Source organism: Microbacterium sp. M28 (genome assembly GCF_025836995.1).
Lineage (GTDB): Bacteria > Actinomycetota > Actinomycetes > Actinomycetales > Microbacteriaceae > Microbacterium.
The window spans coordinates 1,537,214-1,555,656 of the sequence record NZ_CP107546.1 but is presented as its reverse complement, the minus strand read 5'-3'; the positions used below and the strand labels follow the sequence as shown (position 1 = coordinate 1,555,656).

Genomic DNA, 18,443 nt, shown 5'->3' with positions numbered 1-18,443 from the left:
CTCGCGCTTCGCGGTCGTAACGGCATCCGGAGGCCCGGGGATCCGTGAAAGTGGAGCCATGGACACGTTCCTCTCGTTCTTCAGCGTCCCCGGCATGAACAGCCTTCTGAAGACGGGCACTGCCGTCCTCACCGTGCTGCTGGTGGTTCCGGCGCTGCTGAAGCTCTTCCTCGTGACCATCGATGAGGGCTGGGCGGCGATCCGCACGCGCAACGGCAAGCCGATCGTCCGAAAGCCGAAGGGCGTGCCAGGGGCGCACGGCGAGGTCGTGGTACTCCCGCCCGGGACGCACGGGGCGTTCCCGATGTTCTACTGGTACAAGCTCATCGACGTGCGCTGCCGCGCCACCGATCTGCCGGCGCGCCAGTTGACGGGCGCGGCGGGACACCAGCATCTGGTGCACGCGTCGTTCGAGTGGCGGCCTGTGGCCACCGGGCGCGAGCTGCGGGTGTTCGAGCTCGATGTCGTGAACGTCACCGAGCGCACGGCCAACATCGTCGGCTCCGCGATGCGCGACGTCATCCGCGGCATCCCCGGAGATGTGCTGCCGGAGAACGCGGAGCTCGGCCAGCGGGTGCTCGCCGCCTGCGCGTCGACCGCCCTGCGCGACTGCGGTGTCGAGGTCGTCCGGGTCATGATCACCGGCGATGCCCTCACGGACGGCTACCTGATGTCGCAGGCGCTGCGTGCGGGAGATCGGGATGCCGAGGCCGCCGTCGCGGCCCTGCACGCCCTCAACTGAGCGTCGCACCCCCGCACGCTAGCATGAGGGCGAGCGAGTACACGGGGAGGCGCACGACGATGAACCAGTCGCGGCTGCTTCCGTCACCGCGGACGTCCGAGGAGCCGATGGCCTTCACCCGTGACGAGTTCTCCGCCGGTGCGCTTCGCTCCTGGGCTCTGTTCGTCGGTCTCTTCGTCGGTCTCTTCTCGCTGCGAACGATCACGATGAGCGGTGGCGCGCCCCTCGCCGCGCTCGGCTTCGTCGCGGTCGTCAGCGGCTGGGTCGCCCTGCTGTGCGCGGCGATCTCCGCGATCGGCCTGGTCGTGCTGATGCCGGCGCTCTGGCTCGTGGCGCGCTCTCTGCGCCGGGAGCGCCGCATCGTCGTGCATGCGGTCGTCTACGTCCTGGTGGGCATCGGCGTCGCGGCCGGAGCCGCCGCCCTCGCGCACTTCTTCGCGGACGGCATCCTGGATCTGACCGGCATCACCGCCGTCGCCGCCGCGGTCGCCGTCCCGGTGGGCTGGTGGCTCACCGCGCGGAGGGCGCTGCTCCGTGATCGCGGCATCATTTCGCGCCGACGGCGAAGGACCCGCGTCGACCCCGACATGCTCGCCGAGGATACGGCCCTGGGCTGAGCCGCGTCAGCGCTTCTCGTGCAGCGGCAGGTCGATCGCACCGGTCTCGCCTGCGTTGCGGGCCATGGGGATCCGCGTGCCGAGCACCTGCGAGACGACGTCCTGCGCGATCTTCGGCGCCGTCAGGCCCGCATCCGCGAGGATCTGGTCACGGGATGCGTGATCGATGAACTCGTCCGGGAGCCCGAGCTCGTCCACCGCGGTGTCGATGCCCGCTTCGCGCAGCACCTGCCGCACGCGCGTGCCGATTCCGCCGACGCGGATGCCGTCCTCGAGCGTGATGACGAGGCGATGCCTGCGAGCGAGGTCGATGACCGATGGCTGCACCGGGATGGCCCACCGCGGGTCGATCACCGTCGCGCCGATGCCCTGCGCGCGCAGCCGTTCGGCTACGTCCACCGCCAGCGCGGCGAACGGTCCGATGCCGACCAGCAGCACGTCCTCCGATTCGCCTCGCGCCAGCACGTCGACGCCGTCGCGCAACCGCTCGATCGCGGGCAGATCGGCTGCCACCTCGCCCTTCGGGAAGCGGACCACGGTCGGCGCGTCGTCCACGAGCACCGCCTCGTCCAGGGCTTCGCGGAGCCGGGTGCCGTCACGCGGCGCCGCGATACGGATGTGCGGCACGATCTGCAGCATCGCCAGATCCCACATGCCGTGGTGGCTGGGACCGTCGGGGCCCGTGACGCCTGCGCGGTCCAGGACGAACGTCACACCCGCCTTGTGCAGGCCGACATCCATCAGGACCTGGTCGAACGCGCGATTGATGAATGTCGCGTAGAGCGCGACGACGGGGTGCAGCCCACCGTAGGCCAGACCCGCGGCGGCCGTGACGGCGTGCTGCTCTGCGATGCCGACGTCGTAGACGCGCTCGGGGAACCGTTCCGCGAACGGGGCGAGTCCTGTGGGCCGCAGCATGGCGGCGGTCATGGCGATCACCTTCGGGTCGCGCTCTCCCGCAGCGACGAGTGCCTCGGAGAACACGTCGGTCCATCCGGTCCCGCTGCTCGCCAGAGGCTCACCCGTGGTCGGGTCGATCCGATTCACGGCGTGGAACTGGTCGGCCTCGTCATCGCGCGCCGGCTGGTAGCCGCGGCCCTTCTCGGTGATGGCGTGCACGATCACCGGAGCGCCGTAGGACTTCGCCAGTTCGAGCGTCTCGATGAGGGCGTCCAGGTCGTGTCCGTCGACCGGACCGAGGTACTTGATGTCGAGGTTCGAGTACAGGGCCGCGTTGTTCGTGAATCGCGACAGGAACCCGTGCGTTCCGCCGCGGACACCGCGGAAGACGGCGCGTCCGAACGCGCCGAACGAGCGGAACAGCCGATCCGACCGGTGGTGCAGATCCTTGTATGCGGCGGCGGTGCGGACGCGGTTCAGGTAGCGCGACATCCCGCCGATCGTCGGCGCGTACGATCGACCGTTGTCGTTGACGACGATGACGAGGTTGCGATCGTTGTCGTCGGTGATGTTGTTGAGCGCCTCCCACGTCATCCCGCCGGTGAGGGCGCCGTCTCCGACGACTGCGACGACATGCCTGTCCGATCGACCCGTGGCCGTCAGCGCGCGCGACACGCCGTCGGCCCAGCTGAGCGAACTGGACGCGTGGGACGACTCCACCACGTCATGCGCGCTCTCGCCGCGTTGCGGGTAGCCGGCCAGGCCCCCGCGCAGGCGCAGCTGCGAGAAGTCCTGACGTCCGGTGAGCAGCTTGTGCACGTAGGACTGATGCCCCGTGTCGAAGATGATGGGGTCCTCGGGCGAGCGGAACACGCGGTGCAGTGCGATCGTGAGCTCGACGACGCCGAGGTTGGGACCGAGATGACCACCGGTGCGCGAGACGTTCTCGACGAGGAACTGCCGGATCTCGTCCGCCAGTTCCGCCAGCTCGGTGGTGCTGAGCCGATCGAGGTCCCGTGGCCCTGTGATGCCGGGAAGAGTGGGCATCTTCACCTCCAGATCGCGTGCACCCAGTCGCCCGCACTGAGGGACGACGACCCTTCGATCCTACCGCCGCAGTCCGGGAATCCCCCGAGCCTTGACGACGGAGGGCCCGGATGCCGAAGCATCCGGGCCCTCCGATCTGCGCGGGTGTCAGACCAGCGAACGCAGCACGTACTGCAGGATGCCGCCGTTGCGGTAGTAGTCCGCCTCACCGGGGGTGTCGATGCGGACGACCGCGTCGAACTCGATCGTCTGCTTGCCCTCGGGCGAGTGCTCGCTCGGCGTCGCGGTGACGCGAACCATCTTCGGGGTGACGCCGTTGTTCAGCTCCTCCAGACCCGAGATCGAGACGATCTCGGTGCCGTCGAGGCCCAGCGACTCCCAGCTCTCGCCGGCGGGGAACTGCAGCGGCACGACGCCCATGCCGATGAGGTTCGAGCGGTGGATGCGCTCGAAGCTCTCGGTGATGACCGCCTTGACACCCAGCAGGCTGGTGCCCTTGGCCGCCCAGTCGCGCGACGAGCCGGAGCCGTACTCCTTGCCACCGAAGATCACCAGCGGGGTGCCGGCCTCCTGGTAGTTCTGGCTCGCGTCGTAGATGAACGACTGCGGCGCGTCCGCCTGCGTGAAGTCGCGGGTGTAACCGCCCTCGACCTCCGCGCCGCCGTTGACGGCGCGGACCAGCTGGTTCTTCAGACGGATGTTCGCGAACGTCCCGCGGATCATGACCTCGTGGTTTCCGCGGCGCGAACCGTAGGAGTTGAAGTCCTTCTGCGCGACGCCGTTCTCCGTGAGGTACTGCGCGGCCGGCGTTCCGGCCTTGATGTTCCCGGCCGGGCTGATGTGGTCGGTCGTGACCGAGTCACCCAGCGTCGCGAGCACGCGCGCACCCGAGATGTCGGTGACAGGGGTCAGCTCCATCGTCATACCGTCGAAGTACGGCGCCTTGCGCACGTACGTCGAGTTCTCGTCCCATTCGAAGACGGGGCCGGTCGGCGTCGGCAGGCTCGTCCAGCGCTCGTCGCCGTCGAAGACGGTGGCGTACTGCTTGATGAACTGCTCGCGCGAGATCGACGAGTCGACGATCTCCTGGACCTCATCCGGCGTCGGCCAGATGTCCTTCAGGAACACGTCCTGACCATCCGCGCCCTTGCCCAGCGCGTCGTTCTCGAAGTCGAAGTGCATGGAGCCCGCCAGCGCGTAGGCGATGACCAGCGGCGGCGACGCCAGGTAGTTCATCTTCACATCGGGGCTGATGCGACCCTCGAAGTTGCGGTTGCCCGAGAGCACTGCGGTGACGGCGAGGTCGTTCTCGTTGATCGCGGTCGAGACCTCCTCGATCAGCGGGCCGGAGTTGCCGATGCAGATGGTGCAGCCGTAGCCGACCGTGTAGAAGCCGAGCCCTTCGAGGTCCTTGTCCAGACCGGACTTCTCGTAGTAGTCGGTGACGACCTTCGAGCCGGGGCCGAGCGTCGTCTTGACCCACGGCTTCTGCTTCAGGCCCTTCTCGAGAGCCTTGCGCGCCACGAGACCTGCGGCGATCATCACCGACGGGTTCGAGGTGTTCGTGCAGGACGTGATCGCCGCGAGCGTCACGGCCCCGTTGTCGAGCAGGTACTTCTCGCCCGAGGGGGTGGTCACCGGCACGGGCTTGGAGGCGATGTGCGGCGCACCGCTGGTCATCAGGTTCGCCTCGAGGTGCTCGTGCTGGTGCGAGACGCCGTTCGTCGGGATGTGCTCGTGCTCGACGCCGGGCGTCGAACCGGGGTCGGATGCCGGGAACGTGCCCTCGGACTCGACGGTATCCTCCGGGATGGCCGCGTAGTTGACGATGTCCTTCTCGAACTGCGACTTGGCGTCGGAGAGCAGGATGCGGTCCTGAGGGCGCTTCGGCCCGGCGATCGAGGGGACGACGGTGCCGAGGTCGAGCTCCATGTACTCGCTGAACACCGGCTCGCTGGCCGGGTCGTGCCACAGGTGCTGCTGCTTGGCGTACGCCTCGACGAGCGCGATCGTCTGCTCGTCGCGACCGGTCAGACGCAGGTACTCGGTCGTCACGTCGTCGATCGGGAAGATCGCGGCGGTGGAGCCGAACTCGGGCGACATGTTGCCGATGGTCGCGCGGTTGGCCAGCGGAACGGATGCGACGCCCGCGCCGTAGAACTCGACGAACTTGCCGACCACGCCGTGCTTGCGCAGCATGTCGGTGATCGTGAGGACGACGTCGGTCGCCGTCACGCCGGCGGGGATCTCACCGGTGAGCTTGAAGCCGACCACCCGAGGGATCAGCATCGAGACGGGCTGACCGAGCATCGCGGCCTCGGCCTCGATGCCGCCGACGCCCCAGCCCAGCACACCGAGGCCGTTGACCATCGTGGTGTGCGAGTCGGTGCCGACGCAGGTGTCGGGGTACGCGCGCAGGACGCCGTTGACGTCGCGGTCGTAGATGACCTTCGCCAGGTGCTCGATGTTCACCTGGTGCACGATGCCGGTTCCGGGCGGCACGACCTTGAAGTCCTGGAAGGCCGTCTGGCCCCAGCGCAGGAACTGGTACCGCTCGCCGTTGCGCTCGTACTCGATCTCGACGTTGCGCTCGAGCGCGTTCTCGCTGCCGAAGAGGTCGGCGATGACGGAGTGGTCGATGACCATCTCTGCCGGCGAGAGCGGGTTGATCCGGTTGGCGTCTCCGCCGAGCGCCGTGACGGCCTCACGCATGGTGGCGAGGTCCACGATGCACGGGACGCCGGTGAAGTCCTGCATGACCACGCGCGCCGGCGTGAACTGGATCTCCGTGTTCGGTTCGGCCGCGGCATCCCACGAACCGAGGGCCTCGATCTGCGCCTTGGTGACGTTCGCGCCATCCTCGGTGCGGAGCAGGTTCTCCAGGAGGACCTTGAGGCTGAACGGGAGCTTCTCGTAACCGGGAACGGTGTCGATGCGGAAGATCTCGTAGTCGGTGCTGCCGACTGTCAGGGTGCTCTGGGCACCGAAGCTGTTCACCGTGGACACGAATACGTCTCCTTCTACTCGGATGGAGGCAACAGGCGCCTCCATCTTGCTCGCCAGCGAGCCCGGACGGCTAGCAAGGCGGACCTAACCAGTCTGCCCCGCTTGCGCCACCCGCGAAAGCCTGCAATTTATCTTGATGTCAAGATAAATCTATCACGACTCCACGGCGTCGACACCCGTCGCCGCGCGCGGGTAGAGCGCGCGTACGACCAGCCAGGTCACGGCGATCATCGGAGCGAACAGCGGCAGCCCCATGACCAGCTTCAGAGTCCCCAGCGCCGTCACGTCGCCGGCGAAGTACAGCGGCAGCTGCACGGCGAGGCGTGCGAAGAAGAGAGCCGACCAGGCGATGGCGAGCCAGAAGAACGCCCGCTTCTTGCGACGGTCCTGCCGCCACGCCGTGCCCTCGCCCATCAGGAATCCGGCCGCGAGGCCGATCAGCGACCAGCCGACGAGCGCGGAGACGAGAAGCGCCGTGCCGTAGAGCGAGTTCGTGAGGAACCCTGGCACGAAGTTGTCCTCGCCCCGCCCCGTGAACAGCGCGAGTGCGGCAGCGGCGCCTGCGGCGACCAGACCTCCGATCGCCGCCGAGGGCGGCGACTTCTGGATCAGCCGGATCACCGTGAAGACGGCCGCGAGACCGACGGAGACGCCGAGTGAGAGGATCAGCGGTTCGGGCCGGATCGTGAACAGGATGACGAACGCCAGGCTCGGCAGAACCGACTCCAGGATGCCGCGCCAGCCGCCGATCGCCGACCAGACGAGGCGATGCGTGCTCGAGGTCTCGTCAGGGTCGATTCCCGCCTTGCGCGCGGCTCCGCCCAGCGCGGCACCGAGCAGGTCGGAGACGCGGGGCTCCGCGTCGTCCGGTCGATCTCCGTCAGCGGGCGGGCGCTGCTCGCTCACGCTGCGCCGGGAGTGGACGGCATCTTCAGCGGGATGAGATCCCGTGGCGGCATCGGAGCACCGCCGCGGACGACGACGAGCGAACGGAACAGATCCTCGACCTTGGCCGCGGCATCCAGATCCTGAGCCGCCGCGCCACCGATGACACCGCGCAGGAACCAGCGGGGCCCGTCGACGCCGACGAAACGGGCCAGACGCAGGCCCGAGCCCTCTGCAGCGGTGGCGGGGACCTCGGCGAGCAGCTCCTTGCCGAGCGGGCCGTCCCGCTCTTCGACGCGGCCGCCCTGCGAACGGACCTGGTCCTTGAGCTGCACGCGCGTCTCGTCCCAGAGCCCGCCGGACCGCGGTGCCGCGAACGGCTGCACCTGCAGCGACGAGTCGGCGTAGTCGAGCCCGACGGCCACGATGCGCTTGGTCTGCTCCTCGACCTCGAGGCGGAGGTTCAGCCCTTCGCGCGGAAGGATCTTGATGCCGCCGAGGTCGATGTACGGACGAACCGGATTCACCTCGGACTCGTCGAACGGGCCGTCCACGGCGCGTCCGACCGGGGCTGACTTGCCCTGCTGCTCGTTCTGATCTGTCATGACTTCTCCCCTGAGACGGTGTCTGCGGTCTGCCCTGCTGTCTGATACCCGGTCGAGCCGAACCCTGCGACGCCTCGGGCGCTCTCGGGGAGCTCCTCGACCGGAAGGAACTCCGCACGGGTGACGGGCATGATGATCAACTGGGCGATGCGATCGCCGACGGCCACATCGTACGCGCTGCGGATGTCCGTGTTGATCAGGCTGACCTTGATCTCGCCGCGATATCCGGCATCGACCGTGCCAGGCGAGTTCACGATCGAGATGCCGTGCTTGGCCGCCAGACCGCTGCGGGGAACCACGAACGCCGCGTATCCCTCCGGCAGCGCGATGCGCACCCCTGTCGCCACGAGCGCGCGCTCCCCCGGTTCGAGATGCACGGCCTCCGCCGCGACCAGGTCGGCGCCGGCGTCGCCCGGATGCGCGTAATGCGGGACCACGGAGGCGATAATGGGAAGGTCGATGGAATCGCTCACCCCAAGAGGCTAATGCAGAACACGGTCCCCGCCACTCGCCCGCGCTATCGGGAGCGCCTCGCACCGAGTCTCTGGCTGCTGGTGTCCGCTGCGGTGCTCGCGCCCATGGTGGCGCTCACACTCGTGCCCCTGGATTCGGCACTGGGTCTCGTCATCGGCATCGTCGTCGCGATCGCCGTGATCGGGCTGATGGTCGCCGCATCCCCCGTCGTGTCCGTCCGGGACGGAGTGCTGACCGCCGGACGCGCGCACATCGACGCCCGGTGGCTCGGCGACCCGGTCGCACTCACCGGCGACGAGGCGAGGCAGGCGCGCGGACCGGGGCTCACGGCGTCCGGATGGCATCTGATCCGCGGCGGCATCGACGGCATGGTGATCGTCCCGAACACCGATCCGGACGACCCTGTCACGCAGTGGTCCATCTCGACGCGGACGCCGGACCGGCTCGCCGCGGCGATCCGGCGTGCTCGCGTCTGACCCTCGCCGGAACGACGACGCGCCCCGGACCGGAACGGTCGGGGGCGCGTTGGGGATGCTGCGGTCAGGCCGCGCATTCCTTGCAGATGGGTCCGTCAGAACCCTCGTGGTCGAGCTGCGAGCGGTGCTTCACCAGGAAGCAGCTCATGCAGGTAAACTCGTCCTGCTGCGCGGGGAGCACGACGACGTCGAGCTCGAGGTCGGACAGGTCGGCCCCAGGTAGGTCGAAGCTCGACGGGTTGTCGGAGTCCTCGTCACCGGTTGAGCCGGACAGCTTGTCCGGCACACGCTCCTTGAGGGCTTCGATCGACTCGGAGTCGTCTTCGCTCTTTCGAGGGGCGTCGTAGTCGGTTGCCATGCGGTAGATCTCCACTTTCATGGTGCTAGTGGGCGGGGCGCCGTCGGGTAATCGGCGGGCATAGTTTGCACGACCCGAGCGGAATACGCAAATGCGGGTCGTGGCACCCGATCAAACTCACGGCACGCCCAGGGTATTCCCGGCATCCGGAGTGCCTGCGTGACACCATGATCTGACACCCATCAGAGGGGCATTCGCATGGAAAACGTCACGATCGTGGGCACCGAGGCCGGAGTCCTCGTGCTCGCCACCGAGAACGGACAGCGCTTCGCGCTGCCCATCGACGACCTTCTGCGCGCCGAGATCCGACGCGCTCGCGCACAATCGACCCCCGCGGCCCCCCGGCTCGCCGCGAGTCCCCGCGAGATCCAGGCCCACATCCGTTCCGGGCTGGCCGCTGCGGAGGTCGCCGAGCTGCTGGGCATCTCCCGGTCCGACGTCGAGCGCTTCGAGGGACCCGTACTCGCCGAACGCGAGCACATCGTCGGCCAGGCCCTCGCCGTGCCCGTGCTGATCGGGAGCGAGGTCGAGCCGGACGCGCAGCCCACCTTCGGCACCGCGATCCGCGCGAAGCTCGCCGAGGTCGATGCGCAGTCGGAGCGCTGGGTGAGCTGGAAGGAAGAATCCGGCTGGATCATCAAGCTCGAGTTCACCGCCAACGAGGTCGCGCATGACGCGCGCTGGAGCTTCGACCCGCGCCGCAGCACGCTGGCCCCGCTCAACGGCGACGCGACTCAGCTGTCGCGTCAGGGCTCGCTGCCGGAGGGACTGATCCCGCGCCTTCGCGCCGTCGAGAGCGAGCGACAGGCATCGCCCTACAAGGATGAGACCCGGTTCGACTCCGGTGCCTTCGGTCCACGCGGCACCGTGGACCCAGAGGCCGATGTCGCCGACCCGTTCTCGCTCGACCGCGCCCCCAGTGCTGCGCAGAATGCGGCCATCAAGCGCGCCCCGGAGGAGTCCAGCACGAGCCCGGAGACCGCCGACCTGCTCGAAGCACTGAGGCGTCGGCGCGGACAGCGCGAGAGCGCGCCCCTGGTGATCGAGGAGCACGATGACATCGCGCCGCCGAGCCCGATCGCACTGTTCGATTCACAGGAATCGTCGCGTGAGAACGATCGCGGCGACGCGGAGCCCGATCAGGAGCCGGCCGGAGGCGAGTCGTCGTCGCGGAAGCGCCGCCGCAACGCGATGCCCTCGTGGGACGAGATCGTCTTCGGCGCACGCACCGACGAATAGCCCGGCGCTGGACGTCTGCGCGCGAGGATCGCGTGGTTTCAGCGTGCCAGCGCGCCGAGCCTGATCAACGGGACCTGACGCTCCTCCGGCGTGAGCGATCCGTGTTGGCCGATCATACCGCGGCCGCGCTGATCGGCCGCCGTGCCGTCGTAGAGCGCCCGGTTGCCCCGCGCCGCGATGACGAGGTCGCCGACGCGCGATGCCGCGGCATCCGTCACTCTAGGCCCGAACATCCCTGCGGCGATCGCCTGCGCGCGGGTCCCGACATCCGCGATGCCGTCCGTCTCCGAGGTCCAGAGCGCTGCCGCGCGCTCGTGATCGACGTCATCGTGCAGGTACAGATGCACCATGCGCGGTTCCCCGCCGAAGTGGCGGACGTGCAGCATCGCAGAGCTGGTCTCATCGAACACGCTCTGCCGATGCGCCGGCACGTCGAGCATCCCGTGATCGGCGGTCACGACGACGCCGACGCCCTCCGGGATCGCGCGGGACAGGGCCGCGTCCACGTTCTCGAGTGCCGTGACCCACTCGGGGGAATCGACTCCGTGCTTGTGGCCGGCCTGATCCACGTCCGGCAGATAGCAATAGATGATCGCTCCCTCATGCGCGGCCGCGAGGTCGTACGCGGCTTCGACGCGCTCCCCGGCCGACGCGACCGCGACGAACTCGGCTCCCCGCAGCGTGGCATGCGTGAAACCGCTGTGCGCGTACGCCGCGACCCCGAGGGCGAATGCGGGGTGGCCGGCATCCCGCGCGCGTTCGAACACGGTCGGGCTGGCCTGCCACACCCGAGGGTCGATTCCCGCGGACTCCCATTCGGAGAGCTGGTTGACGAGGCGATCGCGACTGCGGTCCAGGACGCGGTAGCCCACGAGCCCGTGCTCCCCCGGCCAGGCGCTCGTGAGAATACTCGTCAGCGCGGCGGCCGTCGTCGACGGGAACACCGACATCGCGACGTCTCGCTTGGCCATGCGCCCGGCCAGGAATCGGGCATGCCCGGCGTGGGCGCGCAGCCCGATCGCGCCGAGACCGTCGACGACGACGATCACGCCGGAGCGGATGCGTCGCTCGCCCTCGCCGCGGACGGCGGCGAACAGGTCGTCCGCCACCCCGACGACGCTCCGGGCTGCAGCGGACTCGGACGGTAACATGAGAGGCATATCCGAGCCAGTCTTTCACAGCCCTGTGCAACGCCCGAAGGTCCGCCATGCCCAAATCCTCGTCCGCTGAACCCGTCGAGGAACGCATCCAGGACATCGACCTCGAGAGCGAGATGCAGGGGTCGTTCCTGGAGTACGCGTACTCCGTGATCTACTCGCGCGCCCTCCCTGATGCGCGCGACGGCCTCAAGCCCGTGCAGCGGCGCATCCTGTTCCAGATGGCCGAGATGGGCCTGCGTCCCGACCGCGGGCACGTCAAGAGCGCGCGCGTCGTCGGTGAGGTGATGGGAAAGCTGCACCCGCACGGCGACTCGGCCATCTATGACGCCCTGGTGCGCCTCGCACAGGAGTGGGCCCTCCGGCTTCCCCTCGTCGACGGCCATGGCAACTTCGGCTCGCTCGATGACGGACCGGCCGCGGCGCGTTACACCGAGGCAAGGCTCGCCGGCGCGGCGCTCGCCCTGACGAACGATCTCGACGAGGACGTCGTCGACTTCGTCCCGAATTACGACGGCCAGTTCCAGCAGCCCGGCGTGCTCCCTGCGGCGTTTCCCAACCTCCTGGTCAACGGCGCCAGCGGCATCGCGGTCGGCATGGCGACCAACATGGCCCCGCACAACCTCATCGAGGTCGTCGCGGCCGCCACGTATCTCCTCGAGAACCCGGACGCCACGACCGAAGAGCTCATGGAGTTCGTCCCAGGTCCCGACTTCCCCTCCGGCGGCATCGTCATGGGTCTGGACGGCATCAAGGATGCCTACACGAACGGCCGGGGCGCGCTCAAGGTCCGCGGCAAGGTCTCGATCGAATCCCTCGGCCCACGGCGCACCGGCATCGTCGTCACCGAGCTGCCCTACATGGTCGGCCCTGAGCGCCTGATCGAGAAGATCAGGGACGCCGTCCAGTCGAAGAAGCTGCAGGGCATCAGCGACGTCACCGATCTCACCGATCGCCATCACGGCCTGCGTGTCGCGATCACGGTCAAGACCGGCTTCGACCCGAACGCGATCCTCGAGCAGCTCTACCGGCTCACGCCGCTGGAGGACTCCTTCAGCATCAACAACGTCGCCCTCGTCCAGGGCCAGCCGCGCACGCTCGGCCTCAAGGAGCTGCTGAGCGTCTACGTCGGCCACCGCATCGAGGTCATCACCCGCCGCAGCCGCTACCGGCTCGCGCGCCGCGAGGAGCGCCTGCACCTCGTCGAGGGTCTGCTCATCGCGATCCTCGACATCGACGAGGTCATCCAGGTCATCCGCTCCTCGGACGACAGCGAGCAGGCCAGGACCCGACTGCGCACGGTCTTCGACCTGTCCGAGCCGCAGGCCGAGTACATCCTCGAACTGCGCCTGCGCCGCCTGACGAAGTTCTCGCGCATCGAGCTCGAGACCGAGCGCGACGCGCTCAAGGCGGAGATCGCGGCGCTCCAGGAGCTTCTCGGCAGTGACGCGCTTCTGCGCGCTCAGGTCGCCGCAGAGCTGGATGCCGCGGCGGACGCCTACGGGACCCCTCGCCGCACGCTGCTGATGAACGCCAAGCCTGCGGCTCCGCGTCGCGCGAAGGCCGGTGAGACCGATCTTCAGATCGCCGACGCGCCCACGCTGATCGCTCTGTCGACGACGGGTCGCGCCGTGCGCGTCGACGTCGTCGGCGACCAGGAGATCAGCCGGCCCGCGCGGCGGAGCAAGCACGATGCGATCGCGTCGACGGTCGAGGCGACGGTCCGAGGCGAGGTCGGCGCTCTGACGTCGACCGGGCGCCTGCTGCGCTTCTCCCCCGTCGACCTGCCCTCGGTCCCCGCCAGCTCGGTGCAGCTGGGGGCCGGCACGCCGCTGCGGGACTACCTCGGCATCACCGCGCGCACCGAGCGAGTGATCGCGCTCGTGCCGCTCGACACCGAGACGCCCTTCGCGATCGGCACGGCGCAGGGAACCGTCAAGCGCATCGTCCCGTCGACGCTTCCCGTGCGCCCTGAACTCGAGGTGATCGGGCTCAAGCCGGGCGACACCGTGGTCGGCGGCGCCTCGGCCGCCGACGACACGGAGCTCGTCTTCGTCACGACGGACGCGCAGCTGCTGCACTTCACCGCGTCCGCGGTGCGTCCGCAGGGGGCACCCGCGGGAGGCATGGCGGGCATCAAGCTCGGTGCGGGGGCCACGGTGCTGCACTTCGGCGTGGTCACGACCGATGAGGAAGCCGTCGTCGCGACGGTGTCCGGCGCCGAGGACATGATCCCCGGCACCGACCCCGGCCGCGCGAAGGTGTCGTTCTTCTCCGAGTACCCGGCCAAGGGACGCGCCACCGGCGGTGTGCGCGCGCACGCCTTCCTGAAGGGCGAGGACCGGCTGACCGTCGCCTGGGTCGGCGATGAGCCTGCGTATGCGGTCGGCGTGGACGGCGCGGTACGGACGCTTCCCGTCCCCGGCGCCAAGCGGGATGCCTCAGGGCAGCCGGTCGACGGCGTCATCGGATCCATCGGACGCCCCGTCGTCTGACGCTCGGCTCACCGCCGTCCGCCGTCATTCGCGCAGCGTGTCCGGGTTCGTGCGGGCCTGCAGACCTGGACACCCGCAACGGAGCGGACATCCCCGTCCGGCGTGTCCGCGTTCGAGCGGGTCGGCGCCGCGAACACCCGCCGCAACCCGGACATCCCGTGGCGCGCGATGCCGGAAGGCACCGGGCTCAGGCGTCGATGGCCTCGCGGGAGAGCCGGTCCGAGGACTCGATGATGAACTCGCGGCGCGGCGCGACCTCGTTGCCCATCAGCAGTTCGAACACGCGACCGGCGGCCTCGGCATCCTCCATGCGCACACGACGGAGCAGACGGCCGGACCGGTCCATGGTCGTCGACGCCAGCTGCTCGGCATCCATCTCGCCCAGACCCTTGTACCGCTGGATCGGCTCGTGCCAGCGCTTGTTCTGCTTGCGCAGCTTCGCGAGCAGCGTGTGCAGCTCCTGCTCGCTGTAGGTATAGATGGTCTCGTTCGGCTTCGACCCGGGGTGCATCACGATGACCCGGTGCAGCGGCGGGACAGCCGCGAACACGCGCCCCGCCTCGATCAGCGGTCGCATGTAGCGGAAGAACAGCGTCAGCAGCAGCGTGCGGATGTGCGCGCCGTCCACATCGGCGTCGCTCATCAGGATCACCTTGCCGTAGCGCGCGGTCTCGATGTCGAAGCTTCGCCCTGATCCAGCGCCGATCACCTGGATGATCGATGCGCACTCGGCGTTCGACAGCATGTCGCCGATCGATGCCTTCTGCACGTTGAGGATCTTGCCGCGGATCGGCAGCAGCGCCTGGAACTCGCTGTTCCGGGCGTTCTTGGCGGTACCGAGCGCCGAGTCGCCCTCCACGATGAACAGTTCGCTGCGGTCGACGTCCTTGGTCCGGCAGTCGACGAGCTTCGCCGGAAGCGTGGAGGACTCCAGCGCGCTCTTGCGGCGCTGCGTCTCCTTGTGCGCCCGAGCGGACACCCGCGCCTTCATCTCCGCGACGATCTTGTCGAGGAGCTGGTTGGCCTGGTTCTTGTCGTCGCGCTTGGTGGACGAGAACCGCGCGCCCAGCTCCTTGCGGACGACCTGGGCGACGATCTGGCGCACGGCCGGCGTGCCGAGCACCTCCTTCGTCTGGCCTTCGAACTGCGGCTCGGGGACCTCGACCGTGAGCACGGCGGTGAGGCCGGCGAGCACGTCGTCCTTCTCGAGCTTGTCGTTGCCGACTTTGAGTCGGCGGGAGTTCTGATCGACCTGCGCACGCAGCACCTTCAGCAGCTCCTGCTCGAAGCCCTGCTGGTGGGTGCCGCCCTTGGGCGTGGCGATGATGTTGACGAACGAGCGCATGGTCGTCTCGTACCCGGTGCCCCAGCGCAGTGCGATGTCCACGCGGCACTCGCGCTGCACCTCCTGCGACGTCATCGTCCCGTTCGCCTGCAGCACCGGAACGGTCTCGGTGAACATCCCCTCGCCCTGGATCCGCCAGGTGTCGGTCACCGGGGCATCGGTCGCGAGGTACTCGACGAACTCGCTGATCCCGCCCTCGTAGTGATAGGAGGTCTCGTTGACGCCGTCCCCACCGTCCTCCCCCGAGGCGCGCTGGTCCCGGACGAGGATCTCGAGTCCCGGCACGAGGAACGCGGTCTGGCGCGCGCGCGTCTCCAGTTCGGCGAGTTGGAACGCAGCATCCTTGGTGAAGATCTGGCGATCGGCCCAGTAGCGCACGCGCGTTCCGGTGACGCCCTTCGCGACCTTGCCGACGACACGGAGTTCGCTCTTCTCCTCGAACGGAGTGAACTCGGCATCCGGACGCGGCTCACCGGTGTCCTTGAACACGCCGGGTTCGCCCCGGTGGAAGCTCATGGCATAGGTCTTGCCTCCGCGGTCGACCTCGACATCGAGGCGCTCCGAGAGCGCGTTCACGACGGATGCGCCGACACCGTGCAGGCCACCGGATGCCGCGTACGAGCCGCCGCCGAACTTCCCGCCGGCGTGCAGCTTGGTGTAGACGACCTCGACACCGCTGAGTCCGGTGCGTGGCTCGACATCGACCGGCACGCCGCGACCGCGGTCGCGGACCTCGACGCTGCCGTCGTCGTGGAGGATCACATCGATCTTGGATCCGTTGCCGCCGACGGCCTCATCGACGGAGTTGTCGATGATCTCCCAGAGGCAGTGCATGAGGCCGGGCGAACCGTTCGAGCCGATGTACATGCCCGGGCGCTTGCGGACCGCTTCGAGTCCTTCCAGAACCTGAAGATGATGGGCGGAATACTCGGAGGTCACAGTCTTCAAGTCTAGGTGCGACGGCCCCCTGCGGGCCGACGACACTCCCCGCCCCCTGCAGGCTCGGGCCCGGCGCGTACGCGCTGAGCGAAACACGCCGCGATCCGGGCATGCGCACAGCGGGAGCGTGGTTGTATTGAGCACGCTCCCCAGCGAACCCGACAACCGAGGAGGCACCGAGATGAATGCAACGACAGAACGTGAGACCTCCACGGTGGAGTACCGTCTGACGGCCATGGATCGCTGTGATTCGTGTGGAGCTCAGGCGTACATCGCCGCAGAGGTCAACGGCTCGGAACTGCTGTTCTGCGCCCACCACGGTCGCAAGTACGAAGAGAAGCTGCGCAGCATCGCGACCAGCTGGCACGACGAGACCGCGCGCCTCATCGAGGCGTGACGGACCGGCGCCGAGCCGGAATCAGGTCACGACTCGGCGCACCAGCGGCGACAGCCGCGTGAGGATCTCCTCGCCGACCGTGTCGACGCGCTCCGCCAGATCGGTCGCGGACGGTTCGCCCTGCTCCCCTGGGCCGAACAACCGCACCCGGTCGCCGCGCGCCGCACCGGGCCAGGCATCCACCGTCACCGTGTCCGGGCCGATCGCGCGCACCGCGACCGGCCCCGCCGCGGTTCCGACCGCGGCACCCACCAGCGTGGACGGATACCCGTCGAGCGCTCCGATCCCGATCGACACGGCGTCGGCTGCGACATCCAGGACGGACGCCGTGAGAGTCGCGATCGGACGAATGCCGTCGAGTCCCGGGCCGTCGGCCGAACGGATGCCGTAGCAGAACGCCCCGACCCGCGACAGCGACTCACGCAGCTCGGGACGCCACCACGACGCCGCTGATGCCGTGAAGTGGAGCACTTCGGGCGCGGCACCGGTCTCCTCGACCTGACGAACCGCTTCACGGAAGCACGCCTGCGCGGCGTCGTCCTCGGCGTCGCTCGCCTCGGCGATGTGGCTCCAGACGCCGGCCAGGCGCAGCGTCCCCTCCGCCTCGCCGGAACGGGCACGGGCGACGGCATCCGGCCACGCCTCCGGGCGCACGCCGTTTCGGTGCAGGCCGGTGTCGATCTTCAGATGCACGCGCGCCGAGCGGGCTGACCGCGCCGCGACCGCCCGGATCCGCTCGAGGTACTCGACCGTTCCGACGCCCAGGTCGATGTCCTGTCCCAGCGCCTCGGCGATCTCGTCGTCCTCGGAGGTCGCCCACGCGAAGATGCGGCCTCGGGGGCCGAGGGCGTCCCGCAGGGCCAGGCCCGTGCGCACGTCGTAGGCACCGAACCACTTCACCCCGGCATCCGCGGCGGCGGCCGCCGACCATGCCAGTCCGTGCCCGTATGCGTCGTCCTTCATGACGAGCATGAGCTCCGACGGCTCGATGCGCGCGGTCACCGCGCGGACGTTCGCGAGGAACGCGGTGCGGGAGATCTCCAGCGCGGGTCGCATCATGCCTCCCATTCGTGGCGGGCGTGCAGTCCTGCGACGGTGACCAGTTCGGGGATGCCGAGCCCGGTGGCCGCGCGCCAACGGGCGAGTTCACCAGCGACCGCGCCGCGACCCCCGAAGAACGTGACGTCCTCTCCCGGCATCGCCGGGACGTCGCCGAGGTCGATCACGCACACGTCCATGGCGACGCGTCCCACGATCGGCCTTCGGACGCCTGCGACCTCGACCTCGGCGTGATTGCCGAGAGCGCGGACGATGCCCTGCGCGTATCCGCCCGTCACCAGTGCCACGGCCGTGTCGGCTGCGGCGCGGAACGTGTACCCGTACGACACCGCCTCACCAGCCCGCAGCGGTTTGGTCGACATGATCCGGCCGGTCAGGCGCATGACGGGATCGGTGGTGAGCCTCCCGTGCGCGTCCGGCAGTCCGTACAGCAGGAACGGATCGATGTCCGCCGCACCGGTCGTCACGGCATCCAGGCCCCGGGCGCGCAGCGTGAGCGCGACGTCCTCGTCGTCGACGAGCGCCCGTCGGACACCGTGGTCGACGAGCGCCGCGGCGACATCGGACGCACCGTGACCCCAGGCATCCCGTCGCAGATCGGCGCACGAGCCCCCCGCCGTGACTGCGGCGGCGACAGCGGCACGGAGCGCACCGCGCGAGAGGATCGCACGCGGCAGCGCGCTGCTGGCAGCGGATGTCACC

At 69.0% G+C, this 18,443-nt stretch carries 16 protein-coding genes; 6 read left to right on the top strand and 10 right to left on the bottom strand.

Annotated features, from left to right (window positions below; all coding sequences use genetic code 11):
• Nucleotides 1-58: 58 nt before the first annotated feature.
• Both OED01_RS07690 and OED01_RS07685 read left to right on the top strand, forming a co-directional pair.
• Nucleotides 59-742: an SPFH domain-containing protein gene (locus OED01_RS07690; protein WP_264157777.1), complete on the top strand. Its 684-nt coding sequence runs from the start codon at nt 59-61 to the stop codon at nt 740-742.
• 59 nt (nt 743-801) lie between these two features.
• Nucleotides 802-1,359, top strand: a complete 558-nt coding sequence (locus OED01_RS07685) for a hypothetical protein (protein WP_264157776.1) — start codon at nt 802-804, stop codon at nt 1,357-1,359.
• Nucleotides 1,360-1,365: 6 nt separating this feature from the next.
• Here OED01_RS07685 and dxs read toward each other — a convergent pair whose 3' ends face one another.
• From dxs to dut, 5 genes are all read right to left on the bottom strand, one after another.
• Nucleotides 1,366-3,306 (bottom strand): 1-deoxy-D-xylulose-5-phosphate synthase, encoded by a 1,941-nt coding sequence (gene dxs, locus OED01_RS07680; RefSeq protein WP_264157775.1) that lies wholly within the window; start codon nt 3,304-3,306, stop codon nt 1,366-1,368.
• A 147-nt stretch (nt 3,307-3,453) separates the two neighbouring features.
• Nucleotides 3,454-6,312 carry an aconitate hydratase gene (locus OED01_RS07675; RefSeq protein ID WP_318841131.1) on the bottom strand — a complete coding sequence of 953 codons (2,859 nt, stop codon included), beginning with the start codon at nt 6,310-6,312 and terminating at the stop codon, nt 3,454-3,456.
• A 153-nt stretch (nt 6,313-6,465) separates the two neighbouring features.
• A complete protein-coding gene (locus OED01_RS07670) occupies nt 6,466-7,218 on the bottom strand; it encodes a DUF3159 domain-containing protein (RefSeq protein ID WP_264157773.1) in 753 nt (250 codons plus the stop codon).
• The gene (locus OED01_RS07665) at nt 7,215-7,802 is read right to left on the bottom strand and encodes a DUF3710 domain-containing protein (RefSeq protein ID WP_264157772.1); all 588 of its coding nucleotides are present in this window, start codon (nt 7,800-7,802) and stop codon (nt 7,215-7,217) included. Before OED01_RS07665 ends, OED01_RS07670 begins: the two co-directional genes overlap by 4 nt.
• Nucleotides 7,799-8,275 carry a dUTP diphosphatase gene (gene dut, locus OED01_RS07660; protein ID WP_264157771.1) on the bottom strand — a complete coding sequence of 159 codons (477 nt, stop codon included), beginning with the start codon at nt 8,273-8,275 and terminating at the stop codon, nt 7,799-7,801. The genes OED01_RS07665 and dut overlap by 4 nt, the downstream gene beginning before the upstream one ends.
• Nucleotides 8,276-8,287: 12 nt before the next feature.
• Between dut and OED01_RS07655 the strand changes: the two genes are divergently transcribed.
• A complete protein-coding gene (locus OED01_RS07655) occupies nt 8,288-8,752 on the top strand; it encodes a DUF3093 domain-containing protein (RefSeq protein WP_264157770.1) in 465 nt (154 codons plus the stop codon).
• A 64-nt stretch (nt 8,753-8,816) separates the two neighbouring features.
• On the opposite strand, the gene OED01_RS07650 is transcribed toward OED01_RS07655, so the two are convergent.
• Entirely contained in the window at nt 8,817-9,110 is a 294-nt protein-coding gene (locus OED01_RS07650; protein WP_264157933.1) for a DUF4193 domain-containing protein, read from the bottom strand.
• 198 nt (nt 9,111-9,308) lie between these two features.
• Here OED01_RS07650 and sepH point away from each other — a divergent pair, with 198 nt between their 5' ends.
• Complete coding sequence (gene sepH / locus OED01_RS07645) at nt 9,309-10,349, top strand: septation protein SepH (RefSeq protein ID WP_264157769.1); 1,041 nt, start codon at nt 9,309-9,311, stop codon at nt 10,347-10,349.
• A 38-nt stretch (nt 10,350-10,387) separates the two neighbouring features.
• Here sepH and OED01_RS07640 read toward each other — a convergent pair whose 3' ends face one another.
• Entirely contained in the window at nt 10,388-11,509 is a 1,122-nt protein-coding gene (locus OED01_RS07640; RefSeq protein ID WP_264157768.1) for an alkaline phosphatase family protein, read from the bottom strand.
• A gap of 47 nt (nt 11,510-11,556) precedes the next feature.
• Between OED01_RS07640 and OED01_RS07635 the strand changes: the two genes are divergently transcribed.
• A complete protein-coding gene (locus OED01_RS07635) occupies nt 11,557-14,001 on the top strand; it encodes a DNA gyrase/topoisomerase IV subunit A (protein WP_264157767.1) in 2,445 nt (814 codons plus the stop codon).
• Nucleotides 14,002-14,188: 187 nt separating this feature from the next.
• Here the strand turns inward: OED01_RS07635 and OED01_RS07630 are convergent, their stop codons facing one another.
• Nucleotides 14,189-16,285: a DNA gyrase/topoisomerase IV subunit B gene (locus OED01_RS07630; RefSeq protein WP_264157766.1), complete on the bottom strand. Its 2,097-nt coding sequence runs from the start codon at nt 16,283-16,285 to the stop codon at nt 14,189-14,191.
• 181 nt (nt 16,286-16,466) lie between these two features.
• Between OED01_RS07630 and OED01_RS07625 the strand changes: the two genes are divergently transcribed.
• Nucleotides 16,467-16,682 carry a DUF7455 domain-containing protein gene (locus tag OED01_RS07625; RefSeq protein WP_264157765.1) on the top strand — a complete coding sequence of 72 codons (216 nt, stop codon included), beginning with the start codon at nt 16,467-16,469 and terminating at the stop codon, nt 16,680-16,682.
• 21 nt (nt 16,683-16,703) lie between these two features.
• On the opposite strand, the gene OED01_RS07620 is transcribed toward OED01_RS07625, so the two are convergent.
• Both OED01_RS07620 and OED01_RS07615 read right to left on the bottom strand, forming a co-directional pair.
• Nucleotides 16,704-17,741, bottom strand: coding sequence for an alanine racemase (locus OED01_RS07620; protein ID WP_264157764.1), 1,038 nt, complete (start codon nt 17,739-17,741; stop codon nt 16,704-16,706).
• Nucleotides 17,738-18,442, bottom strand: a complete 705-nt coding sequence (locus OED01_RS07615; RefSeq protein ID WP_264157763.1) for an alanine racemase C-terminal domain-containing protein — start codon at nt 18,440-18,442, stop codon at nt 17,738-17,740. Before OED01_RS07615 ends, OED01_RS07620 begins: the two co-directional genes overlap by 4 nt.
• Nucleotide 18,443 lies beyond the last annotated feature (1 nt).